The organism is Geotalea uraniireducens, assembly GCF_027943965.1.
GTDB lineage: Bacteria > Desulfobacterota > Desulfuromonadia > Geobacterales > Geobacteraceae > Geobacter > Geobacter uraniireducens.
The window spans coordinates 522,049-543,675 of the sequence record NZ_AP027151.1; the positions used below are offsets into that span (position 1 = coordinate 522,049).

The window sequence follows — 21,627 nt, forward strand, 5'->3', positions numbered from 1 at the left end:
TCCATCATGGAGGTCAGGCGGCCTTGCGTTTTGTGACGAGCGCCTCCTTGAGGAGGCCGATCAGTGCGGCAGGCAGATCGTCGATCAGCCTGATGACCGATGACGTTTCCTTGAGCCAGCTTTCGATCCATGAGTCGAGGATGCCGATTCCGTACACCTCGATCCCGCAGGCTCTCAGCCGCGTCACCGCTCTTTCGGTCTTCTCGTGATCGTCCGGTGCCCCGTCCGTCATCGCGATGACGATCTTCCGGGTTTCCTGACGGTGGGAGAGAAGCATGCCGGACCACAGCAGGGCCTCCGCCATGGGGGTGCCGCCGCTGGCGCCGACATTGAAGCGCCCGGCTCTCGGTTTCGCCCCGAAAGCCTTCAGCTGCACGATGTCTCTCCCCCAGGGGAAGGCTCCCACGGCGCAGGCCACTCCCGGAAGGAGTTCCAGCGCCTCGGCGGTGACGAATGCGCCCTGCAGCGCCACTCTGATCTTGTTGTTGTCTTTCATCGAACCCGAACGGTCTATGAGCAGGACGATGGCGGTATTGTCATCGTCCCTGATCCGCCGGGATGCGAATACGCGGGTGTCGGGGGTCCGGCAGCCGATGAGATGTAGCGACCGGCCGTCGATCCGGAACCCGACCCGTTTCGGATATGCCTGTTTCGTGCGGACAGCCTGCAGGAGTCCCGCAAGCTGGGCTCTCAACCTGCTCGTCTTGCGACGGGCATCGTCGAGACCCATGTCCCCTTCGACCGTCTTCTGGTCTCCGGGTCCGCTTCCCGCCCCGACATTGAACTGCGAGGTGTCGGGAATCTCTTCAAGTGTTCCGTTACGTTCGCCTTCCTCGTGTTCCCTGCCAAGCATGGCGGAAACCATCTGCCCCAGATCAACCCTCTGTGAGGCTTCGGCGGCGTCTGCCACCTTCAGCTTCTTCAGGTTGTTTTTCTGCCGGTCGGAGAGCGGATCGCTTCCGCCGGCCGCACCCCTGGTACGGGGAGATGTGCCGGAACCGCCTTCATCGGCGTCCGCCTCACCGGGATCATTCCCGGAGCCCTTTCCGTCGCCGGCAGCCGGTGGTTCACCACCGGTATCGGTCCGGTCCGGATCGGCGGGTTTCCCTTCTTTCCCGGAAGCTCCCTCCTTGTCCTCGTCGGACTCGGAAGGGTCGCTCTTGCGGTCGGAAGGGTCGTTGCCGCTCTGTGGCGATTTCCCTCCATCGTCCCTTTCCTCCTTTTGCCGGTTGCCCTGTAAGGGCGGTGGCGGAGGCGGAGGATCGGGCGGGTTGTCGATGAGGGCCTCGATTTCCTTCGCGAGCCCGTCGCAGTCGGCCGTCGAGCTGCACGAACCGATTCTGTCCACGAGGGCCGCGAAGAGATCGCAGAAGTGGTCGCCTAAGGCTTTCCGGCAGAAATCTTCCGCCTTCTTCGCGATCTTGCCGAGGGGCTGGCCGAGCACGTCGGTCCTGGCGCGACAGCACGCCCACGACATCAGCATCGAGAGCGGCTGCGCGGGAGTCCCGCGAAACTTTCCTTTTCTTGCCAGAAGCGCCGCCAGGGTCTTCAGATTGGCGGCGCAGCCGGGATATATCTCCCCCTGTTCCTTCTCGATCCGCACGTCCTCGATGATGTTGGTCCATGGCGGCATCTCGATGGAAAAGTCCGTGAGCGCCACATGGGCCGCTTCATGATCGACGTAGCCACGGGCGAGTATCGCCGCCTCGTGGTCATCGGCCGGAAGGGTGGGGATGACGATGATGTTTCCGTTGGTGTATGCCTGGTCCCCCTCAATGTGGAGGGTCACGCCCATCTTCGAGGCGAGGGCCTGCAGCGCGATCCGCAGTCCCCCGATGACTGTTGATATTTTCGGTGCCATGGTTTCTCCGTAAGGACGCTCCCCCCCTGCGGGGAGCGTCGGTTGATGACTCCCCGGCAGGGTCGGGACCGTCCTTTACAGGACTAGAACCATTCGGATGGCGCCTCCTCGAACTGAGGCACGTAAGGCGTGAACGGGACGACCTCGATCTCCCGGGCTTCTTCCATCGGTTCCGCTTCCTCCGCCGGAAGTTCCTCTGCCGGTTCTTCCTCGACAGGGGGATTCTCGGCGATCTCGCGGGCCTCTGGAATGTTCCCGAGGAGGTGGATCGCGCCGCACAGGGCGGCGAAATCCCTTCCCTTGATCGGTCCGGTTTTCGGCAGACCGGAGAGGGTCAGCCTGATACCGGTGACCAGCTCGTTCAGGCCTGGCTCGAGAAAGACCAAGCCTTCGATCTTGTCGAGCATCGACCTGATCGGTCGCACCGCCTTCTGTCCGACCTCCAGCTTGCCACGGAAGGAGCTGTCCCAGGTCGCCAGGGCCTGCTGACGGACTTCGTGACGGAGCTGCTCGGCCAGGCCGTTCACCTCCGCCGTGAGACCGTTTTCATGCCCTTCCACCGGATTGATGGTGAAGGTCTGCACGGAGAAGGAGAGCTGCGTTCGCACGTAGTCTATCTCCTCCACCGCGTTGCGGATCACGCTCTCCCAGCCGGGGTTCTCGGCGATCCATTCTTCAACCGCCGTGTCGTATTCGGCCAGGAAGGTCTCCTTGGCTTCGTCGAACTCCCTGCCGATCTCCGCCAGATCGCCCATGAGGATTTTCAGCCTCTCCATGGGGACCGCGTAGCCGCCGAGGAAACGGGTCCCGACCCCGAGCACTGCCCGCTCGGCCCTCCGCTTGAACGTCGCAAAGGGCGCCAGGGCGCTCGGGTCCATGACCCTTTTGCTCCCGAGGGTGGCGAGCTTGTCGGGTGGGAGTTCGCTCCCGTCCGCCAGTTTCAGGTCCTCCGGCCGGAGTTTCTTCCTTCCGGTCCAGAGGGAAACTGACAGAACGATGATGGAAATGTTCTCGAGTATTTGGTCTTGGCTCATTGCATATCTCCTCGATGTTCGGGAGGAGACGCCACCCCCACGGGGGTGATAGCGTCTCCCCGGGTTGGGTCAGAACCATTGTTCGCTGTTCTGGTCGGACAGCCACTCCCGCATGACATTTCCGTTCAGCGGCGGGGTTGCGGCAGCCGGCCTGTTCTGTGATGGAGGGTTCGGTTGTGGTGGCGGTTGGGCATTTCGTTCGTGCGACCATCCTCTGCCGGGGAACCATTCCCCGACGACCCGGTAACCCTTTCCCCTCTTCTCCTCGATCTTCTGGTCGAGAAAAATCCGGGAGGGGGCCGGTCCGATGACCTTGCACTGGTTCACCTGGCCGGTCTTCCCCCACTGACTTATCACTTCCTTGTCTGTGAGGAACCCGAGCCAGTCCTTTCCGCCGCTGGAGGAGGGAGCCCTCATCCAGATGCCGTATTGGGTGTTGCCGGGAACGAACATGACCCCACCTCCTATGCGATGATCCGCTGTACCAGTTCATGTAGAGCCTGGCGGGAGGCGGGTTCGGCCCGGAAGCCGAGTGCCCGGTCAAGGGCGTAGGTCATGGGGTTTATCCCCGGCTTCGCCTTGAAGAACGTGGCCAACTGCGCCCACCGGATGAGGGTTCGAGTGCAGAAGGTGACCTCGATCTCGCCGTTTCGGAAGAGGTCGCGGACCTTGTTGGCCACTTCGATCATTTTCTGCCGGATCGGGGAGGGGACCTCCGGGACAGCTTTCCCCAGAGCCTGATCCTCCTCCGCGGCGTTCGCGTAGCCGACCTCCAGCATCATGAACCTCCCCATGGAGGCGAGGTTCTGGCGCTTGGTCGACTGGTAGAGACCGGTTGTGTCGCCGTTGCCGGCGGTGTTCCCGGCGTAGATGATCCGGGCGCCGAAACGGAGCGGGTCGATGGTCTCCCCGGTTTCGGGAACGATGATGGAGCGGCCTTCGAGAAGGGCGTTCAGCCCGACGAAGGTGCCCGGGTCGAGAGTATCCGCCTCGTCAAGGAGTATCCACGCCGACGCCGGGTCCTTGAGCCCCTGGATGAAGGGGCCGTCCACCCATTCCATCTCGCCGCTTCTGACGACGAAGCGTCCGAACAGCTCGGGGATCTCCATCCGCTCGTGGCACGAGACCACGTAGAGGGGGATGCCGAGCCGCGCGGCGATCTGGGTGATGATGGAACTCTTGCCGGACCCGGTAGGACCTACGAGATAGAGGGGATCGGTCCCCGCCGCTCCTTTCATCCAAGCCAGAATGTCCGACAGGATTTCTCTCCGAAACACATAGTCCGGATTGGAGCGGGGGATCATCGCGTGTATCGCGTTGTCGCGCACATCGACGGTGATCGTGGCGGGAGCCTGGATGCCGAATACTTCCGTGATGGATTTTTTCATGATGGTCTGTCTCCTTTCGGAGGCGGACCATCCCCCTTTGGGGGGAAATGATCCGCCCCCCATGGGGTTTGAAATACGTTCAGGTGAGAGTCCTATGCTTCAGGGTTCACGATCCCCCTCCTCCAGAATAAGCGTGTCTATGCCGTACCAGTCGTGAGCCTGGTCGGCGATGGTGTCGAGGAGGTTCCGTATCCCTTCCAGAGGTTCCAGGTCGGTGAAAGGGCGCGGTTTCTCCTCTTCGAGGAGGCGGGAAAGGAGTGCCCGCTGTCTCTTGAACAGCGCCGGGTCGATGGAAAACAGGAATACTTTCCCCTCCCCGAGCTCGTCCTCGTAGAGATTGAACACCGCCGATATCGCATGGTCTATCGCGACACAGCGGGTGATCTGCTCCACGATGGCGGCATAATCGTCAGGCAAGGCCGCTGCGGACAGTCTGCCCCCTTCGATGCAGTCGGACAGGATGTCGTGGAGCTTGCCGTAAGTCTTGTGCAGTTCTCTCAGCGCGGTGATCGCGCCGCAATCGCATAGGTCCTTCATATGGCCTCCTTCCAGGCGGAGATGATCTTCGGGCATCCCGACGCCATCCTCGCTATCACTGTGACCCCCTTGTAGCGAAAGCGCAGGGGTTTTTCCGTGAGAAGCGGGACGGCGAGCTTGACGCCTTCCAGTGCCTCGAGCGGTACCGACCGCTCAAGGATTCGATTGGCGCCGTGCAGCGACAGGGTAAGAGCCGGCATGCCTATGACCTCCTTTCATGTTGACCGCTTCCCGAGCCTCGGGCTCCGGAGCGGCGGAGGCGGCGAGGAAGCAGAAGCTGACCGAGATCACCATGACGACTGCCGCCAGGATGGTCCACAGGAGCTCCTTGAGGTCCTCGCTGTTCATCTTCGACCGGGAGAGATGTTTGTAATCTTTGGGCAGGACGCCCGTTCGTGTTTTCATGACTGCTCCTTTTCAGGGGCGGATACGCGCCTCCCGTGAAAAGGAGTGACCCCCGGGGGGCGCGTGATTCGCCCCCGGATGGGGTTTGGTCTCAGGCCGCCTTGGCGAGCGGCGCTGGTGGCAACTGTCTGACTTCCAGCTTCGTGTAGCCCGCTTTCGGCTTACTGCAGGCCTGGAACACGTCGGGGAAGTCTTTCTTCAGTCTGGTGGAGTCGATGGTCTCACCCGGAGCGACGGTTGTCGTCGCCACGGCGATCCCTGTTTCGGTGATCCCCTGGAACCGCTCTCCGAAGAAGGAGATCAGCTCTTTCTTCAGCGGGTCCATTCTCTTTTCGAGGGCCTTTTTCTGCCGGTCGAGACTCTCGTAGTCGGCGACACGGTCAGTTACCTCCTGGGGGATCTCCTGGTCCCTGTGGGCCGGGCATCCTGTCCGGTACGAACAGTGGCCGCACAGAATGCTCGGTATGGTGTTCGGTTCGCACTCGCCGCGCATGGCGGAGAGGATGTGACTGCCCCTCTCGATCAAGGGGGTGAAGACCTCCGGGTGGGGAGCGTAGGAGTTGAACTCCCGGTATTCCCCCTTGTTCAGGTCCACCGCCAGGATCGAGCCGCCGATCTCCGCTTTCTCGCCTTCCCTGATTCTGAGAAGGCCCATCTGTACGTGCAGCTGGTCGACCCAGCTGCCGTAAGGTTCCTCGGGAATGCCGCCCGTGGACTTCATCTCGACCACATGGAAGCGGTTTTTCCCGCGAAAGAGGAAATCGATATGACAGACGATGTCATAGGACGGGTGGCAGATCTCGACCTCTTCCTGGAAGGCGGCGCCGCCCGACAGGAAGAACTCCCTGAACATGGCCTGCGCCGCGTGCCCCCTTGCGAAGACGAGCTGCTGCTTGATGGAATGGGCGACCGGCTGAAGCTTGCCAAGTACCGCCTTGCGGGGGCATCCGGCTATGTCGGAGGCCCCGGCGTACCTGGTACGGTCACCAAGATGTGCTGACATCTTTTGCTGATGTGCGGGTATTGCCTTTTTCAGAAAATCGTCAAGGCGTGCCATCGGTTCTGTCTCCTTTTCATGCCCGGGGAGACGGAACGCCCCCGAGAGGGAGTCCGTCTCCCTGATCGGGGTTTGTGATGGTTTACATGCAGGCGTAGGCGATGACCGCCGACGCGAGGAGGGTTGTCCCTACCATGATTCCGGCGATGATGTTCTTGCAGGAAATCTCGACAGCGGACTTCTCCGCCTTCATATAGATGGTTCTGCCGTTGGCGCATCTGATGGCTACTGTGTTGGATCTCATTTCGTGTCTCCTTTCGGGTTGTCCCAGGAGGAGACACGTATCCCCGGAGGGAGACGGAATCTCCCCGAGGGGTGGTTGATGGTTGGCCTTTTACGCCCGGCCGCGCCTTGCGCGCTTCCCGGTCACGAGGTACGTGCCGAATAGGGTCACTTCCAGCATCCCTACCGCCAGGTACTCGCGGTACTTCTCTGCCGGGATCTGTCTTTCGACCTCCCAGCCGTCTTCGAAGACGATGACCGGGACGGTTTCCGGAGCGGGCGGCGTCGGTGGTTCCGGCTGCGGAAAGGGTATGACCTTGGCCACTGCCGGAGGCGATGTTGTGATCTTGTTTTCGTCCCTCACCCTGGCGTTGTCGGTTCGGGTCATCTTTTTGAGCAAAGCGCTCGGGTCTTGATAGTCAATGTTCCCTTCCCTGAGCGCCTTGGTGATGAGAGCTGAAAACGACTGGTTGCCGCTTGTGCATTCCGCGGGGTCGATGTCCGGTGTTTCCCCTTCCGCCAGCTTGGCGATCATCCTCTTCTCCAATGTGTACGCCAATTGGGCCTCCTGGATCGGCGAAGAGGTGAGATACCAGTATCGGCAGGGACGGACTTCCCCATAGGTCATGCGGTGTATGTCGGCGGTGTTTACGCGCCGGATTCTCCCTTCCCCCTGCTCGGCCAACCTGGTGTTGTCGGAGTAATCGTACCAGCAGAGGTTGTTGAACTGGCTGAGGTTGAGTCCGGTCGCCACCCGGTGGTATGAGGCGATGACAACCTGGGCGGTGGTCTTTTCGAACCACGCCGTCAGTCTTTCGGGGGCTACCGAGTCGGGAAGAACGTCGATGGACAGGCCGGGAACGCTGTCGGCGATGATCCGCCTGAGCGGCCCGCGCATGTCGATCTTTTGCGTGTTCCCGGTGTAGACCAGGAGCCGTTCTCCCCATGTCTCGACCAGACGGACGATGTTGACCAGCTCTGTTTCCTTATCGAGCAGTTCATCGACCGACCGTCGCAACAATGTGCCGAGGAGTTCGCCACGCAGGCGGATTTCGTCGTCCGCGTGCCTGAAGGTGTCGGACACCCGCAGGAAGGCCGCCGTTCTTACGCTTGTGACCGGTATTCTATCCTCGATCGGCAGTTCCGCATTGTCTATGATCTTGTCGATGGTCCTCATGCAATCTTCCACTTCCGCATGAGGGGCGCATTTGATGACTTCCCGTTCGACGGGGGGTAGGTCGTCGAAATCCTCCGAGTCCACGTTCACGAAGTTCGGCAGGGTGTAGACCAGGGCTGCCGGCGAGATTCCCGCCGTGTCGTAGGTCTGCACCTTTTCCGAATCACGGTGGCGGTTTCTCTCGTCGCTTTTCCTGACCTCCTTGTAGGCGCCGAACCGCGCCTGGAAGTCGGTGGCGGACTTCATGTCCCATCCCGCCTCCCGCATCTGCACCGGATTTACCCCCCAGAGCAGGTTGTAGAGGCTCTTCGCCATGCCGTTCGTGACGGTCGCGGTGAGACAGAGAACCCGTCTGGCGGAGGCCGCCAGGCGGATGAACGCCGTCCCCTGATTGCTCATCAGGTTTGCCGCGTTGTGTGCCTCGTCGAAGATGGCGAGGTCGAAGGGTATCCGCTTGAGGAAGCGGATGTAGGGAAGCTGTTTGTTGTGTGATTTCACCTCCGTTGACGCGCCGTTCCTCTCGATGTCGGCGATCCACTGCCGGTAGCGAAGGCGCGGCCGTTTGTTCTCGGGAATGTAAGTGTAGAGGACGTCGCCGCAGACGGGACAGTGTTCCTTGCTCCCCCTGCTGATCCTCTTCACCTCGGCCGAGCAGTTGAGGCAGGCGTCGGTATATTTGATCCCTTCTTTCGTTTTCACCCGGGTGAGCTTCGTGACGGGCACGAAATCCGGGTGCATGCGCAGACGGGTGTAGGCGATCAGATAGAGACCCTTCGGCCTGGTGCGGGCGAGTTCCCGCAACCGTTGCCAGGAGTCGATCACGTGGACGGCGAAGCCCTCGTTTTCGTACTCCTTCACCATCTGGGGGACGAGCTGCGGTTCCGTCACCATGATCGACCTCTTGGCGCCGGCGAGATACTTTACCGCCTTCGACATCCAGGTTTTCCCCGTTCCGGTGTTGGCCCGGATGCCGATCCCCTTCCTCCCGGAAGCAAACGCCTTCATGACCGCCTTCACAGCCTCCCGCTGGGGGGCCTTCAGGCCGATCTCCTTCAGTTCGGACGCGAGATATTCCTCGTCCCGGCCGATCTCGTGAAGGGGTTTGTAGATGGTGGTGAGCTTCTTGAGGAGGATGGTGGACAGCTGGGAATTGAGCTCCACGTAGTCGAAGCCAAGTTCCCGGGCGGCTTTCACCTCGCCCGTCCTGTCCATGAGGAAGGTCTCTACGGTTGGTTTGTGGATGACAGTCGTCGTCTTGGTGCCGTTGTCGTCGTAATCCTCGAACGACTCCGGCTTTTCGACGAGCATGTACTTGGCCAGATAGTGGACGCCGTTTATGGCGACGCTCTCAATCTGGCTGTTCATGGCGGCAAGCTGGACGGCATGGGCCGTTCTGAGGGTGGATACGGGCTGAATGCTGGTGTCGTAGCTGGCCGGATATTCCTTGTCCAGCATCACCGTTATCGCCTTGTCCAGCCTCTCTTCGCACTCCAGGTAGAACCCTGAAAGGTCCCGGCACTGGAGCATGGGCCTGGTCTTGATCCCGCCTGCTTCGACCTCGATGGTGACGGTCGGGTTTTCGGCGTGGGTCAGGATCAGGTCCTCCCCGGCGTTGTCCAAGTTGTCGTAGTTGTGATAGTAGGGTGACCGGTAAGAGGTCGTTTCGTTGCTGACATTCTTCCGCAGGAATATGACCAGCTGCCTGAAAGCCCCGTATTCCTCCGATCTGTATGCATACCGGTAGGTGAAGCTTCCCCGCAGGAGTTCGGTCATTTTCCCCTTGAGCTCGTATTCCGGGATGATCAGGACCATGACCCCCCGCTTGGAAACCATGGGGGCGGCCTTTTCGACCCAGGAGATTAGCTCTCCGCCGTTCCTGTTGTAAGGCGGATTCAGGAGGAGAATGTCGAACGACCCGGTACTGGTGGTGTCGAAGAACGACGTGTTGAGTTTCTGGTCGGTGCCGCGGATTTTCCTGAAGCGCTCCGCGTCCAGTTCCACCGCGAAAGAGGCGACGGCCGTGTTCTTGGCGCTCGATCCGGTGGCAGCCTGTTTCGCATGGCGGACCATGCTCGACAGGAAAGCCCCTTCGCCGGCGCACGGATCGAAGATGGTAACCATCTTCTCGTGGACGCTCGTCCGGTCCCAGCCGAAACTTATGCTGACGACCTTTCTGACCAGCTCCACGTCGCGCGGGAAGGTGGGATAGAACCCCTTCGCCAGCTCGTTCCCCTTTATGCGGGAGTGGTTGTTGATTTTTTCAGTGAATTCCATGTCCGCTCCTCGTGAAAGGGGAGGCGGCATGGCTATCCCTTTGCGGGGAGGTGACCATGCCACCTACCCCTTCCGGGATAGATTGTGCTACTGCTGCGTTTGTTCCTGCTTCACCTCGACCGAGATGCATGACGCAGGCTCGGGGAAGGTGAACCCGCCGTATCTGATCCGGTTCCTCACTTCATCGGGAACGTTCTCGATATGGCGGTAGCATTTCTTCGTGCCGATGAGCGGTGTCAGTTCCTCTGCCATGTCGAACAGAGGGAGATACCAGTCCCGGTGCACGAACTGCTGCTGATCCAGGATGCGGGAGTAGATACCGAAGCATTCCTCCCGGCTGTTCCCGACGATGAGGCGGCGCTGCCGACTGGGAAGGATGTACAGCCCCGAGTAGCCGTTATCGATCTTGCCGATAAGGCTCACGGTACCTCCCATTGCCACGCGGTCTCTTTTCCTGCCGGGAATTTCCAACACGGGCGCCTCCCGGTCGTGGAGGATCTGGGCGAAGGCCCTGACCTCCTGGGAGGGGCCGTAGGCGGACAGCAGAACGACGAGTTTGTCGTCTTCCAGGATCAGGTTGCTGCAGAAAATGGTGGCCGAAGCACGCTGGCCAATGAGTGAAATGGTGGGTTGCATGGTTTCCTCCTGTCCATGGGTCCGGATCGCGGTCAGGCCGCCATCTTGATGACCCACGCCTTGTAGGAGGAACTCCACTTGAAGCCTTTCGTCTTCAGGAACTCCTTGGAGGCGGTATCCTGATACGACGGAGTGGCGTAGACCTCTTTGTTGGTTTCGTCCAGTTTGAAGGGGATGCGGCGTGCTGCCAGGATGGCCGTGATGTCGGTAACCGTGCCCGGTGTCCCGTCGCTCTTCTTCGTTTTCGCTTCCAGTGCCTTGAGTGCGGCGGTCATCCGTTCGGCGGGAATATCCTCGAGTCTGTTCACTCCCATATAGGCGAGGAACTTGTCCCGGTCGGCTCCCACCTCGCTGATTTTCGCCTCCAGTTCCATCACCTGATCCTGCGTGATAGACTTCGGCCCCGAGGGTTGTTGTTCCTGGGTAGTACCGGCATGATTCTGCGCCGACTCTCCCGATTCCAGCCAGGCGCGGATGGAGCTTCCGTGTTCCTCCGTCAACTTCCCGTGGAAACCGTCGAAAATCTCTGTCCGGTCCTTGCTGGTGGTGGCGATGTGCCGTTCCTGGTCAACATCGAAGACCAGTGTAAATTCAAAGTCCATTCCTTCTCTTTGAATGGGCGCCATGCCGACCTTTTTCGGGACTTTCTTGCCTCTCTCGTCATCGACAAGGACATACTCGGTCTTGCTGCGCATCGTGGCGATGACATGCATCTGCGACTGCAGCATGGCATCGACGAGGGAGTTGTGCTTGGGGGTCGCTTCACGCCACCCGGCAAACTTGTTCCCTTTCGCCGATTCGGTCCTCGAGTCAACGAACTCCAGGATGCCGCCGGTCCCTGCCCATGCATGTGAGAGGGAGTCGATGATGATGAGGTCGTAACCCAGTTTTTCCGCCTCCCTGATGCCGCTTATGTACTTCTCGACGGTGAAGGGGGGCTTGATGACGGCGACGTGGTAGTCGCCCAGGTGGGCATAGAGAGACGCGCTTTCGTTCTCCGTATCGAGTACCGCGATTTTTCCGGTGGGGCCGACGATTCCGAATGCCAGCTTGAGTGCCGACATGGTTTTGCCGGAGCCCGCGGGACCGCAGATGCCGATACGTGCTTTCGCTCTCTTTCTGACTGCTTTCTGGAACATGATCTCGATCTCCTTTCTGTCGGTTGTACCCGGACAGAGGAGACGGACCACCCCGCAGGGGTCTGTGTCTCCCCTGTCGGGCTTGTGTTTGGTTACGGTCGTTACTGATGGTCAGGGCTCAGAAGGGAATTTCGTCTCCTCCGGAAGGCGGCTGGTAGAAGCTGTCCGGTTCCGGGTCGCCTTCGCGTCCGGTGTCTTTTCTCGACAGCATCTGCATTTTCTCGCCGACGATCTCCGTGGTGTAACGGTCCTTGCCTTCCTTGTCCTGCCATTTCCTGGTCTGGAGCCGGCCCTCGATGTACACCGTCTTTCCCTTTGACAGGTATTCGCCGGCGATTTCAGCCAGACGCCCCCAGAGGGTGAGATTGTGCCACTCGGTCCGCTCCTCGTATTCTCCTGTCTTGTTCTTGAAACGTTCCGACGTCGCCAGAGAGAAACTTGCGACCGCCGTTCCGGATGCCGTGTACCTGACTTCCGGATCCTTGCCCAGATTCCCAATCAAGAGAACCTTGTTCAAACTTGCCATGACTGCCTCCTTGCTGGTTTCCCGAACGAGAAGACGGTCACCGATCCCGCGCGGGGAGAGGTTTGGTCTCCCTGTCGGGACTGGTTGAATTCCCGCCGCTTCCAAGGCTTGTCGCGGGTTTCGGGTACAAAAAAACCCGTTCCGGCACGATGTCCGAAACAGGTCTTTGCGGGGTTATGGTATGAAAAAAGGCGCTGCCCGGTTCTGGACGCACCTCTATCGTCGCTGTTTAAAGTCGCCTTTGCCCAAGGTCGACTACCTGGTGCTCGTCGAGCACTCTGACTTCTCACCGGGAAAGGGGCGAAAAGCGCGCCTTGTCTTTCCCTGCGTTGCATCCCTGCCGGGGCGTTCAGATCAGGGGCTATCCCTGAAATTTGTTCCGGGGTGCGTGACCCAAGCGGAATCTCTTCGTGGAAGAGTGTAAAAATACGGAAATCTTCTGCCACCTTCGTGATGAGGCGTTCAGCCTTCCGGCCGGTCTCCTACGCGAAGGGGTTTTTCACCGTGTCCGGCTGTTCCACCTCAACCTTGGCGGGCAATTCCACGCCCGTCATGGCCGCGACCACCGAATCAACTATCTCCTTCAGCTTGACCACCTTCTCCAGGCCTTCCTTGTCCCGGGTGATGTCGAGGCTGCCGTACAGCGACACCCGATCCAGACGGTTCTCGATGGTCAACCCGTTGATCTGGAGGCACTCCGATTCGTTCTGGAACGGAGCGATGCTGAGATCCTTTTTCCTGCTCACCTGTAGTTCCTCCCGTGCCTTTTTCCGCCTCCCCTGCGCTCCTTTGGCTGAGGAAGCGGCATGATCTCACGCTTGGCGGCCGGCGACATGGAGGGGAAGAAATCGATCCCGGCCATCTGCTCGAGTTCGGCCACCGAGATGTAGCGCAGATCCGCCTCGGCGGCATTGTTGACCAGGTAGACCCCGGCGGCGTTGCGCTTCGGGCTGTACACGATCTTGTAGATATGGGTCGGCACCAGGACCCGGCGCTTGAGGGCCTTGACGTTGTTGCCGACGAACAGGGGACCGGTGATGACGTACAGGTTTCCTTCCCGCTTCGCCAGCGTCCTGACCGCACTCTCGATCCCGCTCCAGATTCCCCTGTTGTTGGTGCCGTCCTGGGGGACGATGTTGGCGAAGCTGAAGCTCTCGTGCTGCGCCTGATCGGTGGACATGTCGGCGTTGGGAGACATGTGCCCCCTGTCGAAGCCGCTGCGCGCGTAGTCTGATAGTTCCGCCCGGTCCGACTCCGGCAGCCGCTCTTCGGCGTGGAACGTGTCCTTGCGGACCATCCCCCTGGCGGCATCGAGCCTGGACCTGGTGAGATGCTCGGCGGACCAGAGCGGGGTGCGCGTCAGGCCGGAATTGATCACGCCGAACTCATCGTAGCAGAGTTCCTGGGTCTTTGCCTGCATCTTGGCGTTGACGATGTCCGGCGCCTCGCCTCCGGCGTAATGCTCCCCGCAGGAAGTTTTCATCGCGAAGGACGGAGCGGCGAAAAGCGCCAGGATGACGGCGGTCACGAGCGTGATCGAAAACCTGTTCTTCATGGGTCCTCCTGTCGATTCAAATGGATATCCGGATTTCATGATGAATGGTCGGTCAGAGCGGCACCTGCAACATGATCTGCCTGCAATCTGCGTATAAAATCTTCGGGGGCAATACCTTCCCTACGCAGGCACAGAATCAAAGCGATTTCTCCTCTGCTGTATCCCTCGGCATGATAGATCGTGCGATCATTCGGGCAGTAGTATAGAGAGTCAAGCCACTCTGCAACAGCTAACCCATCTTGCCCGGGTATCTGTTGAGGGTTCTCTCTCAACATCGTGCTTAACAAGTTGATCACCTTCGGAACAGCTCCTTCACGCATGCGATCCCCTGCTGTGAATCTTCATGAACGCTTCCATTATGAGCGGCCTGATCAAAGCATTACGTTCCTGGAGAGAGAGAAATTTATCCACCTTCGACACAATATCCAGACCCTGAAGGAATGTATTTTTTGCTTCCCGAAAGACCGGATCAGTCTGATACCAATGAGCTACATAACGCTCGAAGAGTTGGTTTGCCACGAGATCTTCATCATCCGTAAGCCCCTCATTGTCGTACTTTGATTGAAGACGACGAAACTCTTGATCGTCTTCCTCAGTCCAGGTCACTTTGATAGTGGCGGGATTATTCCGAGGCATCGTCCACCTCGTATTCAGCTTTGAGAGACGCCACAAACTGCTGCCACGCATACCCGATTATCCAACCTGCCGTCATCCATAGGAACAGATGGATGACCCATGTAACACGGACAGGATGGATTGGTTCCGGCTGGACTCTGCTGACGACATCGAAGGTAACCCCGATCGATGTCACCACGATAGCTATTATGAAAAGGACGACTCGTTTCAAGGATCTCTGCCAGGCCCAGTTTCAGTCATGAAATACGGATACCCAGTAAAATGAAACGGCGCACATCATATCATCTTACGTGGGACAAGTGAAGATTTCCCCGGCCATTCAGGCCGACGCCGGCTCCGCAACTGAAACGGCCGAGTCGGCCACACCGGCTCCCTTTTTATCCGCCCCGGCCTTCTTTCCCGGTTGCGCCTCGTCAACATCCTGATCGCTTTTGGCCAGCGGGTCGTCAAACCCGCGGGGCGGATAGTATTTTTCTCCCAGCAGTCGGCTTATCTGCGCATTGAGGAGGTTGATGTCCTCCTTGATTTTGTCGGACTTCTCTATGATCTCCGCCGCTACCGCGAAGCTCAGCTTCCTGCTCCTCCCCGCCTGCAGTCTCAGCTTGTGGAGCATGATGTCGTGAGAGTTGAGAAGACCGATGAAATCAAACTGGTCATAGGTGCGCCGACTGATGAAGGCCAGATCGCTACGTTCCGATTTCTTGTGCCGCTCTTCGCGCCATTCCTCGGGGGTGGGGCGGGGTTTCCTCTGTTCCTTTTCGCCGCTTTCGTGTTTCTCTTGCCCTTTGGTAGCCTTGCTCATGATTTTCTCTCCTTGAGTGTGGTTAGGATTTCCCCAGTGCCCGCCGGGCGACACCCGTCCCGAAACGCCCCGAGAGCTCCGCGAATACCGTATCGTCGAATCGTTTCATGTTGAGGACGAGCATTTCCACAGAGTTCACCTCGGTTGCCGCGTTGGCGTAGCTTTGATGAGCTTCCTGCAGCAGATGCAGGGTTTTCTCCTCGAGGGTCTGGAGATGCTGGAGCCCCTCGCCCAACAGGGCGATCTGGCACGTCTCGGGAGAAGCTCCGGCCTTGCTCGTCTGCTGGCTCGACATGATGTTCTTTGCGCTTTCGCTGAGCTGCACCGCCCGGTTGAAGAGGTCAAGGAGCATGTAGTAACCGAAGGCCCTGGCGGTAACCTCGGAGAGCTTGCCGATGACCTCTCCCTCGGTATTGGTGGCCGTCGCGTTCTTCAGGATCAGGCCGACCGAGAGGGGTGTGCTCTTCAGGAACGTCTCCTCGTCGGCGGAAAGGGGCTGCCTTGCTTTGAGCTTGCCGGCGATGGCCTGCATCTGGCCGTTCACGTAGGTCAACAGGTTCTTGTTGGCGTCGGTGATGTCCGCGCACGCCCCGCCGCTGGCCCTCCGTTGAGCAGTGCCGTCGATGAAGGAGCTGAAGCTCTCGTTCTTGTCGCACGGGGGTATGTACTGGGCACGGTAGGTAGTCCCCGAGGTGGCCGGACTCTGGACGATCACGTCGCCGATGAAGCCCCTGATGAGCTGCACATAGTCGCTGCTCATCCCCCTTTTGGCAGCAAGGTTCTCCAGTACCGACCCGTCGCCGAACACGGTCCTCACCTCGTCGGGACAGCCCGCCGTGGCGCTGGCAGCAGATGCCTGGATGGTGCCGGGAGCCATGGGCTTGGTCCCGCTCGCGGATTTGAGCTCGCTGTCGAACAGCTTGCTCACGTCATGGGCCAGGTCTTTCGCCCCGCTGGAAACGAGGAAATCGGTCTGGGCCGACTTCATCTCCGCCTTCAGGCTGTCGGACATGATGGAGGAGAACGGGCTCGAAGCCGTCGCCACCAGGGCCTTGGCCGCCTTGCAGTCGTTGAGCTGGAGGGAGTTCAACCGGTCGGTGATCGCCTCCAGCGTCTTGATGGTGTCAGCCACCTGGGGAGCCAGGGTCTTCAGGGCGATGTCGAAGGCGGCCGCCGGCGCCGCGGAAAGGATGTTCTGCAGCTTCTGGACGAGATAATCGACGTTCATGAACGAGAATCCCCCCAGGAAGGCGTCGATGCCGCCGCACCCCGACTTGAGCTGCGGGAGCGACGCGGTGACCAGGTAATCGTTGGAATTGGCCCAGCGGGCCGAGAAGCCGCCGCCTGTGTAGTAGCCACGTTTCGCCCCCTCGTAGTAGCTCGGGGAAGTGCTGCTCTTCTGCTTTATCCAGTCGTCCACCCAGCCCGACCCTGGCGCGGATCCTGGGAAGCCGGCGAGAGACACGGCCACCGCCGCCGCGATCAGCTTTGTTCTCTTGCGACGCAGCATGGGTACACCTCCTTTTTCATGTCGCGATTCCGTCTATTTCTCCGTTGGCGCGGGGGAACGCTTTTTTACGTCGAAACCGCCTCCCCGCTGGAAATCGTAGAGGGAGAATTCCTCTGGAGTGATCTCCCCCTTGAGGAGCCTCACGGCCCGGTAGGTTCTGTCCTCGATCTCGTCGGCGGAGATCACGCCGGACGACACCGGAAAATAGTCCTGGTTCCCCTTCTGGATCAGGACGAGTGTGGGGGTGATCTCCACGTGGAATCGCGCGGCGAGCCCCGGGTTCTCCTGGGTGTTCACCCTCTTCACCACCCACCCGGTCGAGTTGGTGAACCACTCCAGGATCGGCGCCTGCTCCTCGCAGAAGCCGCAGTCCTGGCGGAAGAAGTAGATGAGCGCGAAGTCATCCCGGTTTTCGCGCAGCTTCCGGCTCTTTTCCTCCCTGATCCGGGATATGCGGCCCAGATTGCCGGGGGTCGTGATCGGATAGTCCTTCTTGGTGGACAGTTCCGGGTACTTCTGCCAGACGTACTGGGAGACGTTCGTGAAAGCGAGGGCCTTCTTCCTGGCGATCTCCTGGACCTCGTAGTAGTCCCTGACGTTCTCCTCCGACGGGTTCCGCACAGCCTCCTTCTTCAGGCCCTCGGCGAGCTTTTCGAAGTTGTCGGGATGCATGTCCCAGATCTGGTCGTAGGTATAGTCCCTGAGCCTTGCGGGACTGGTGCCGGCGTCCCGGCTCTTCTCCTTCTCTGCTGTGGCCTTGGGTGGTTCTTTCTCGTACCACCACCATCCCTTGCCCGTCTCCGAGTAGTAATCGGCGCTGGCGGTCCCGGCGAAGACGAGGAGCAGGCCGGCGACGATCAGGTTACGCATGTGGCGCCCTCCCTGATCTTCAGCTTGATGTCCGCGACCATCTGTCTCAGCGCCTGCGGCTTCTCGCTCTCCAGGGTCGACGGGAGAGCGCCGAAGGCCTCGGCCCGGAACGGTATCAGCAGGACCGAATACCCCTTGCCTCCTTTGGTGACGACAGTTGTCTGCGTCATGTAGTGGCCGCGGCCCATCAGGTCGGTGGCGATGGCGTTCTTGACCCTGCTCAGTTCCCATACGACGGTGTGAAGCAGGTTCCGTTTCATCTCCTCGTTCGCGTCCGCGAGCTTTACCAATGGGTCGTGTCCTCCGATCCGGTGAATCACCCGCCACAGCGCGTCCTGGTTGGCGAAGACCAGGCCGTTCGGCATGGAGACGATATGCCAGCGGCTACCCGTGGGCGTCTCCTCCAGTCGATTCACCATTTCTCCGAGAAGCGACAGCACAGTGTCCGCGTCGAACCAGGAAGGGAGTTCCAGCGTCGTTGGCGTGAATTTCCCCTCCACCGGAGAGCCGAGCGGGTGGTCCGTCTTCGGCCGGTCCGCATCGGCCGTCACCTGTTCGGCCAGCAGAAGGGGAACCCCGACATTTCCGAACGACGCCAACTCTTCCGCCCGCGCATCGTGGTCGCACCGTTTCAACTGCACGGTGAGTTCGTCCGGAGGGGTGATCGCGTGGTGATTGCCGATGGCGGCGTCCAGTTCCTGCCTGTTCGGAAGGGAGGCGTACTCTGGTATGCCGCCGAGGACAATCTTGGAAATGACCGGGTGATCCGCGGTGGAGTAGTACTTTTTGTGAAAGGACGGAATCTTGCCGATGTCGTGACCGAGCGCGATGATCAGGCAGTCGGCCAGCATCGCCCCCTTGCCGGCGGTCGCGGCGAATTTACGGGCTACCGCCAAGCTGTGCCTGTAAAGGGGTATCGTGGCGAGCAGGGAATACGCCTCGGCCCCATACTGGGCATCCGTTTCTGTCACCTTTCCCCCACCGCCCGCGTGTCCCTTGCCGACGACAGAAGGACAGGCCCCTTCCGCGTCGAGCAGTTTGAGGATCTCAACGATCACCGTCCGGCGTGCCCCTTTCACGAGCCGCCGATTCTCGACCATAGTCCGGTAGAACCCGGCTATCTCCTCGATGGCGAAGGCAGGGGGCGGTGTATTCGCCTCGTCCGTGGCGGAAGGAGGCTTGCGCCAGAGCTTTGCCACTTCCGTGAACTCGATGACGTCGCCCGCCAGCGCGTTGTTCTCGTCCGAGGGGGTTTCGTCCTCTTCGGTCCAGAGGTGGCTGATCTCCTTGAGGGTGAGGGTCTCCATTTCGGCATCCCCCTCTTCGTGGCGTTCCTTCGCCTCGGGGGCACTTTCGGGTCGAAGGCCGATGAACAGCCTGATCGAGAAGAGGATCAGGCCGACCCCGATCAATCCGGCGATTAAGGCCAGTGTTTTCATTTCGAGCTCTCCCTCTGCGCCGACGGCACATTCAGCGGGGCGGCGGGAAAGTTGATCTTCACCGATGGGTTTTTCACCATGAGGGTGGTCCCCCTGTATCTTCCCGAATAGGTAAGCATGTAGAACTCCTGCGGCTGCAGGCCGAGAATGTCCTGGACCTTGAGGATGTCCTGTTCCACTTCGCGGGTTGTGACCTGGTTCGAGCCGAAAATCCCGGTGAGCACGTTTCTCACCCCGAAATGCCGCACCACGTACTCGGAGGTCTCGGCGTCAGAGCAGCGCATGAAGATCTTGGTGTTGGTGTTGTCGAGGATCGACTTCCCGTACTCCTCCCCCACGGCGGCGTATATCTGGTTCACGGACTGGGCGAAGGCATGCACCATCACATCGGCCGCTCCCGCCTTGGCGAACAGCTCCTCCACGCCCTGGTAGATCAGGCTCTGCGCCTCGTCGATGTAGATCGACAACGGAGGGGAGACCTTCTGCCTGTTGGAGAGATAGACCCTGCCGACGAACGACTGGATCATGGAGAGGAGTACCTTGCCGAGGGTGGCAGCTGCCTCGCGGGTGATCAGGGAGCCGGTATGGACGACCAGGATGACCGGCTTTCCCTCCTCCAGCCGGTCGATGAAGCGGTTGCTGTCGGCCTGGCCGATGATTTTGCCGATGTTGCCGGAGGAAAGCTCCATGAGGCAGGTGCGAAGCGACGAAGAGACCTTCGAGTAGTACTCCTGGGGCGAGTCGAGGATGTCCCTGAACATCCCAGCGATCAGGTCCGCCTCCGACATCTCCAGCCGCCGCAGATGGTTCATGGTGTATTCCAGGGAGCTACGGCGGATGCTGTTGCGGATCGTGTCCATGTTCAGGACGAGCTTGTGCCCTTCCTCTTTGGCGAGGATGATGTTGCCGGTGATGACGGCGGTGGTGATCTCCTTGGCGATGTTGCGGTAGAACGGCTCCCGCCCTCCCTGGATGCCGGAGATGATGTGGCCTACCAGCTCGTCGACCATGAAATAGAAGGCCATAGGATCGACCACCGCCGAATACTCGGGGAAAATCGGCGTCACCAGCATCAGGTCCTTCAGCCGGCCGGACTCCCGGGCCACCTCGAATATCTTGGTGAATATCTGCTGGTCCCCCTTGGGGTCGAAGTAGACCACGCTGTTCCCCTTGCGGATGTCCTGCTCGATCAGGTTCTCGCAGAGCCGGGTCTTCCCCACGCCGGTGGTTCCGAACACGAACATGTGCCGCCTCCGGAAGGAGTCCGGGATCGAGATGGGGACGATCCGTGTCGGCTGCTCCATCCGGACGCCGGTGCCGATGTCGGTGGACGGCTCGTCACCTCTCGCTTTTTTCAGCCACGAAAACATGCAGGTGTTCTCCCAGTTCCTTTCCGACGGTGTTGATGGCGCTCTTGGGGAGACGGACCGGCGTTGCGAGCCTGCTGAACCCTCCGGCGACCCGCCTCTGGCAAACAATGCCGTCCACTCCCGTGACTTTCTTCAGGAGCAGTTCCGGCAGTTGCGGTGACGTTCGGCTCAGTTGGATGCGGACGCGCGCAGAGTGCCTGCCGGCCTGGACGGCGTGGACCCGCGTAACGTGAAAAGCCCGCGTGTCGCCGACCCGGTAAAGCCCACGTTCATGCCCGGGCTGGTAAAGTAGCGGGCATTCCCCGCTCAGGATCAGGCGGCGGAAGGCTTCGTCGATCTCCAGCACCACGCGCAACGTCCCACCGTCCTCGATCCTCCCGACAGTGCCGTATATGACCTGGCCCCGCAGTTCCTGAAGGACCTCCGCCTCGCGCAGGGCCTGCCTCCTTTGCAGTTCCAGTTCGACGTTGTGGAGGATGTGGCGCCGGAGTTTCTTTGTTATGGCATGCAGCGGAACCTCGACCGGTCTTCCGATACGCGGATAGGCGACGATCTCCAGTCCGTTCTCCGCTCTGACCGAGACGGTTGTGTCGAGGGCAGCGGACAGGGTTCTGGTCACGGCAAGCTCCACGGCATCGAGCACCTGGTCTTCCGGCAGCCCGTACTTCTGCAGAAGGTCAGCGGTCAGCACGGCCGAACACCGCCAGCCAGGGCGTCTCTTGCGCCACGACCTCGGCCGAGGCCACCTGTCTGATCGGCTGGGTCCCGGCGTGTTCCGACAGAATCCGGAACACCCTTGCCGCGTAGCGGTCGCGCTTCGACGGAGTGCGGGAGTTGTAACAGCCGACCGCCTGCCAGGTGTACCCGTAGTCGGAGACACACTGGGCGAGAATCCAGGCCCCCACCTTCACGTTCGTGCAGGGATCTCCGAGACCACTCCAGGTCTTTCCGAGCCGTCCGGCCCAGGAGGAGTTGATCTGCATGAGCCCGAAGTCGTAGGTGCCGTTGCGGTTCCAGTTCACGGCCCCCGGATCGAAGTTGCTCTCCACCTTGGCGATGCTCCAGAGAAGCTGCGGCGAGATGCCGTAAAGCTCTCCCGCCTCCTGGAAGCAGAAGGCATGAGCGCTTGCAGTGTTTACCGCAAGGCAGAGCATCACCAGGATGAATGCCGACAGTCGGATCATGTTCG

At 60.3% G+C, this 21,627-nt stretch carries 24 protein-coding genes; all 24 read right to left on the reverse strand.

Annotated elements, in window-relative coordinates; translation table 11 throughout:
• Positions 1-13: 13 nt before the first annotated feature.
• Positions 14-1,861 carry a hypothetical protein gene (locus tag QMN23_RS02450; protein ID WP_282001559.1) on the reverse strand — a complete coding sequence of 616 codons (1,848 nt, stop codon included), beginning with the start codon at positions 1,859-1,861 and terminating at the stop codon, positions 14-16.
• An 83-nt stretch (positions 1,862-1,944) separates the two neighbouring features.
• Entirely contained in the window at positions 1,945-2,895 is a 951-nt protein-coding gene (locus QMN23_RS02455; protein WP_282001560.1) for a DUF3150 domain-containing protein, read from the reverse strand.
• A gap of 69 nt (positions 2,896-2,964) precedes the next feature.
• Entirely contained in the window at positions 2,965-3,348 is a 384-nt protein-coding gene (locus QMN23_RS02460; protein ID WP_282001561.1) for a hypothetical protein, read from the reverse strand.
• Positions 3,349-3,359: 11 nt separating this feature from the next.
• The gene (locus QMN23_RS02465; protein WP_199385306.1) at positions 3,360-4,283 is read right to left on the reverse strand and encodes an AAA family ATPase; all 924 of its coding nucleotides are present in this window, start codon (positions 4,281-4,283) and stop codon (positions 3,360-3,362) included.
• A 99-nt stretch (positions 4,284-4,382) separates the two neighbouring features.
• Complete coding sequence (locus QMN23_RS02470) at positions 4,383-4,820, reverse strand: hypothetical protein (RefSeq protein WP_282001562.1); 438 nt, start codon at positions 4,818-4,820, stop codon at positions 4,383-4,385.
• Complete coding sequence (locus QMN23_RS02475) at positions 4,817-5,020, reverse strand: hypothetical protein (RefSeq protein ID WP_282001563.1); 204 nt, start codon at positions 5,018-5,020, stop codon at positions 4,817-4,819. Before QMN23_RS02475 ends, QMN23_RS02470 begins: the two co-directional genes overlap by 4 nt.
• Positions 4,974-5,225: a hypothetical protein gene (locus tag QMN23_RS02480; protein WP_282001564.1), complete on the reverse strand. Its 252-nt coding sequence runs from the start codon at positions 5,223-5,225 to the stop codon at positions 4,974-4,976. The genes QMN23_RS02475 and QMN23_RS02480 overlap by 47 nt, the downstream gene beginning before the upstream one ends.
• A 91-nt stretch (positions 5,226-5,316) precedes the next feature.
• Positions 5,317-6,282: a PD-(D/E)XK nuclease family protein gene (locus tag QMN23_RS02485; RefSeq protein ID WP_282001565.1), complete on the reverse strand. Its 966-nt coding sequence runs from the start codon at positions 6,280-6,282 to the stop codon at positions 5,317-5,319.
• An 82-nt stretch (positions 6,283-6,364) separates the two neighbouring features.
• Entirely contained in the window at positions 6,365-6,526 is a 162-nt protein-coding gene (locus QMN23_RS02490; RefSeq protein WP_199385310.1) for a hypothetical protein, read from the reverse strand.
• Positions 6,527-6,616: 90 nt separating this feature from the next.
• Positions 6,617-9,955 (reverse strand): DEAD/DEAH box helicase family protein, encoded by a 3,339-nt coding sequence (locus tag QMN23_RS02495; RefSeq protein ID WP_282001566.1) that lies wholly within the window; start codon positions 9,953-9,955, stop codon positions 6,617-6,619.
• An 87-nt stretch (positions 9,956-10,042) separates the two neighbouring features.
• Positions 10,043-10,591 carry a hypothetical protein gene (locus QMN23_RS02500; RefSeq protein WP_282001567.1) on the reverse strand — a complete coding sequence of 183 codons (549 nt, stop codon included), beginning with the start codon at positions 10,589-10,591 and terminating at the stop codon, positions 10,043-10,045.
• A gap of 32 nt (positions 10,592-10,623) precedes the next feature.
• A complete protein-coding gene (locus QMN23_RS02505) occupies positions 10,624-11,730 on the reverse strand; it encodes an ATP-binding protein (RefSeq protein WP_282001568.1) in 1,107 nt (368 codons plus the stop codon).
• 118 nt (positions 11,731-11,848) lie between these two features.
• A complete protein-coding gene (locus QMN23_RS02510; protein ID WP_282001569.1) occupies positions 11,849-12,256 on the reverse strand; it encodes a single-stranded DNA-binding protein in 408 nt (135 codons plus the stop codon).
• Positions 12,257-12,738: 482 nt separating this feature from the next.
• Positions 12,739-13,002 carry a hypothetical protein gene (locus QMN23_RS02515; RefSeq protein ID WP_282001570.1) on the reverse strand — a complete coding sequence of 88 codons (264 nt, stop codon included), beginning with the start codon at positions 13,000-13,002 and terminating at the stop codon, positions 12,739-12,741.
• On the reverse strand, positions 12,999-13,811 hold the full coding sequence (locus QMN23_RS02520; RefSeq protein ID WP_282001572.1) for a DNA/RNA non-specific endonuclease: 813 nt from the start codon (positions 13,809-13,811) through the stop codon (positions 12,999-13,001). Before QMN23_RS02520 ends, QMN23_RS02515 begins: the two co-directional genes overlap by 4 nt.
• 35 nt (positions 13,812-13,846) lie before the next feature.
• Positions 13,847-14,131, reverse strand: coding sequence for a hypothetical protein (locus QMN23_RS02525; RefSeq protein WP_282001573.1), 285 nt, complete (start codon positions 14,129-14,131; stop codon positions 13,847-13,849).
• On the reverse strand, positions 14,124-14,447 hold the full coding sequence (locus tag QMN23_RS02530) for a hypothetical protein (RefSeq protein WP_282001574.1): 324 nt from the start codon (positions 14,445-14,447) through the stop codon (positions 14,124-14,126). The genes QMN23_RS02525 and QMN23_RS02530 overlap by 8 nt, the downstream gene beginning before the upstream one ends.
• A gap of 319 nt (positions 14,448-14,766) precedes the next feature.
• The gene (locus QMN23_RS02535; protein WP_282001575.1) at positions 14,767-15,249 is read right to left on the reverse strand and encodes a hypothetical protein; all 483 of its coding nucleotides are present in this window, start codon (positions 15,247-15,249) and stop codon (positions 14,767-14,769) included.
• Between the two features lie 22 nt (positions 15,250-15,271).
• A complete protein-coding gene (locus QMN23_RS02540; protein WP_282001577.1) occupies positions 15,272-16,759 on the reverse strand; it encodes a conjugal transfer protein TraH in 1,488 nt (495 codons plus the stop codon).
• Between the two features lie 33 nt (positions 16,760-16,792).
• Entirely contained in the window at positions 16,793-17,629 is an 837-nt protein-coding gene (locus tag QMN23_RS02545) for a conjugal transfer protein TraF (protein ID WP_282001578.1), read from the reverse strand.
• Positions 17,617-19,068, reverse strand: coding sequence for an HD domain-containing protein (locus QMN23_RS02550; protein WP_282001579.1), 1,452 nt, complete (start codon positions 19,066-19,068; stop codon positions 17,617-17,619). The genes QMN23_RS02545 and QMN23_RS02550 overlap by 13 nt, the downstream gene beginning before the upstream one ends.
• Positions 19,065-20,438, reverse strand: a complete 1,374-nt coding sequence (locus tag QMN23_RS02555; protein WP_282001580.1) for a type IV secretory system conjugative DNA transfer family protein — start codon at positions 20,436-20,438, stop codon at positions 19,065-19,067. The genes QMN23_RS02550 and QMN23_RS02555 overlap by 4 nt, the downstream gene beginning before the upstream one ends.
• Positions 20,407-21,129, reverse strand: coding sequence for a hypothetical protein (locus tag QMN23_RS02560; protein WP_282001581.1), 723 nt, complete (start codon positions 21,127-21,129; stop codon positions 20,407-20,409). The genes QMN23_RS02555 and QMN23_RS02560 overlap by 32 nt, the downstream gene beginning before the upstream one ends.
• On the reverse strand, positions 21,116-21,622 hold the full coding sequence (locus QMN23_RS02565) for a lytic transglycosylase domain-containing protein (protein ID WP_282001582.1): 507 nt from the start codon (positions 21,620-21,622) through the stop codon (positions 21,116-21,118). Before QMN23_RS02565 ends, QMN23_RS02560 begins: the two co-directional genes overlap by 14 nt.
• Between the last annotated feature and the right edge of the window lie 5 nt (positions 21,623-21,627).

What these genes read in the sequence shown, in the direction of transcription:
- QMN23_RS02450 (WP_282001559.1), bottom strand. Translation starts at nt 1,861, where the DNA reads ATGGCACCGAAAATATCAACAGTCATCGGGGGACTGCGGATCGCGCTG.
- QMN23_RS02455 (WP_282001560.1), bottom strand. Translation starts at nt 2,895, where the DNA reads ATGAGCCAAGACCAAATACTCGAGAACATTTCCATCATCGTTCTGTCA.
- QMN23_RS02460 (WP_282001561.1), bottom strand. Translation starts at nt 3,348, where the DNA reads ATGTTCGTTCCCGGCAACACCCAATACGGCATCTGGATGAGGGCTCCC.
- QMN23_RS02465 (WP_199385306.1), bottom strand. Translation starts at nt 4,283, where the DNA reads ATGAAAAAATCCATCACGGAAGTATTCGGCATCCAGGCTCCCGCCACG.
- QMN23_RS02470 (WP_282001562.1), bottom strand. Translation starts at nt 4,820, where the DNA reads ATGAAGGACCTATGCGATTGCGGCGCGATCACCGCGCTGAGAGAACTG.
- QMN23_RS02475 (WP_282001563.1), bottom strand. Translation starts at nt 5,020, where the DNA reads ATGCCGGCTCTTACCCTGTCGCTGCACGGCGCCAATCGAATCCTTGAG.
- QMN23_RS02480 (WP_282001564.1), bottom strand. Translation starts at nt 5,225, where the DNA reads ATGAAAACACGAACGGGCGTCCTGCCCAAAGATTACAAACATCTCTCC.
- QMN23_RS02485 (WP_282001565.1), bottom strand. Translation starts at nt 6,282, where the DNA reads ATGGCACGCCTTGACGATTTTCTGAAAAAGGCAATACCCGCACATCAG.
- QMN23_RS02490 (WP_199385310.1), bottom strand. Translation starts at nt 6,526, where the DNA reads ATGAGATCCAACACAGTAGCCATCAGATGCGCCAACGGCAGAACCATC.
- QMN23_RS02495 (WP_282001566.1), bottom strand. Translation starts at nt 9,955, where the DNA reads ATGGAATTCACTGAAAAAATCAACAACCACTCCCGCATAAAGGGGAAC.
- QMN23_RS02500 (WP_282001567.1), bottom strand. Translation starts at nt 10,591, where the DNA reads ATGCAACCCACCATTTCACTCATTGGCCAGCGTGCTTCGGCCACCATT.
- QMN23_RS02505 (WP_282001568.1), bottom strand. Translation starts at nt 11,730, where the DNA reads ATGTTCCAGAAAGCAGTCAGAAAGAGAGCGAAAGCACGTATCGGCATC.
- QMN23_RS02510 (WP_282001569.1), bottom strand. Translation starts at nt 12,256, where the DNA reads ATGGCAAGTTTGAACAAGGTTCTCTTGATTGGGAATCTGGGCAAGGAT.
- QMN23_RS02520 (WP_282001572.1), bottom strand. Translation starts at nt 13,811, where the DNA reads ATGAAGAACAGGTTTTCGATCACGCTCGTGACCGCCGTCATCCTGGCG.
- QMN23_RS02525 (WP_282001573.1), bottom strand. Translation starts at nt 14,131, where the DNA reads ATGCGTGAAGGAGCTGTTCCGAAGGTGATCAACTTGTTAAGCACGATG.
- QMN23_RS02530 (WP_282001574.1), bottom strand. Translation starts at nt 14,447, where the DNA reads ATGCCTCGGAATAATCCCGCCACTATCAAAGTGACCTGGACTGAGGAA.
- QMN23_RS02535 (WP_282001575.1), bottom strand. Translation starts at nt 15,249, where the DNA reads ATGAGCAAGGCTACCAAAGGGCAAGAGAAACACGAAAGCGGCGAAAAG.
- QMN23_RS02540 (WP_282001577.1), bottom strand. Translation starts at nt 16,759, where the DNA reads ATGCTGCGTCGCAAGAGAACAAAGCTGATCGCGGCGGCGGTGGCCGTG.
- QMN23_RS02545 (WP_282001578.1), bottom strand. Translation starts at nt 17,629, where the DNA reads ATGCGTAACCTGATCGTCGCCGGCCTGCTCCTCGTCTTCGCCGGGACC.
- QMN23_RS02550 (WP_282001579.1), bottom strand. Translation starts at nt 19,068, where the DNA reads ATGAAAACACTGGCCTTAATCGCCGGATTGATCGGGGTCGGCCTGATC.
- QMN23_RS02555 (WP_282001580.1), bottom strand. Translation starts at nt 20,438, where the DNA reads ATGTTTTCGTGGCTGAAAAAAGCGAGAGGTGACGAGCCGTCCACCGAC.
- QMN23_RS02565 (WP_282001582.1), bottom strand. Translation starts at nt 21,622, where the DNA reads ATGATCCGACTGTCGGCATTCATCCTGGTGATGCTCTGCCTTGCGGTA.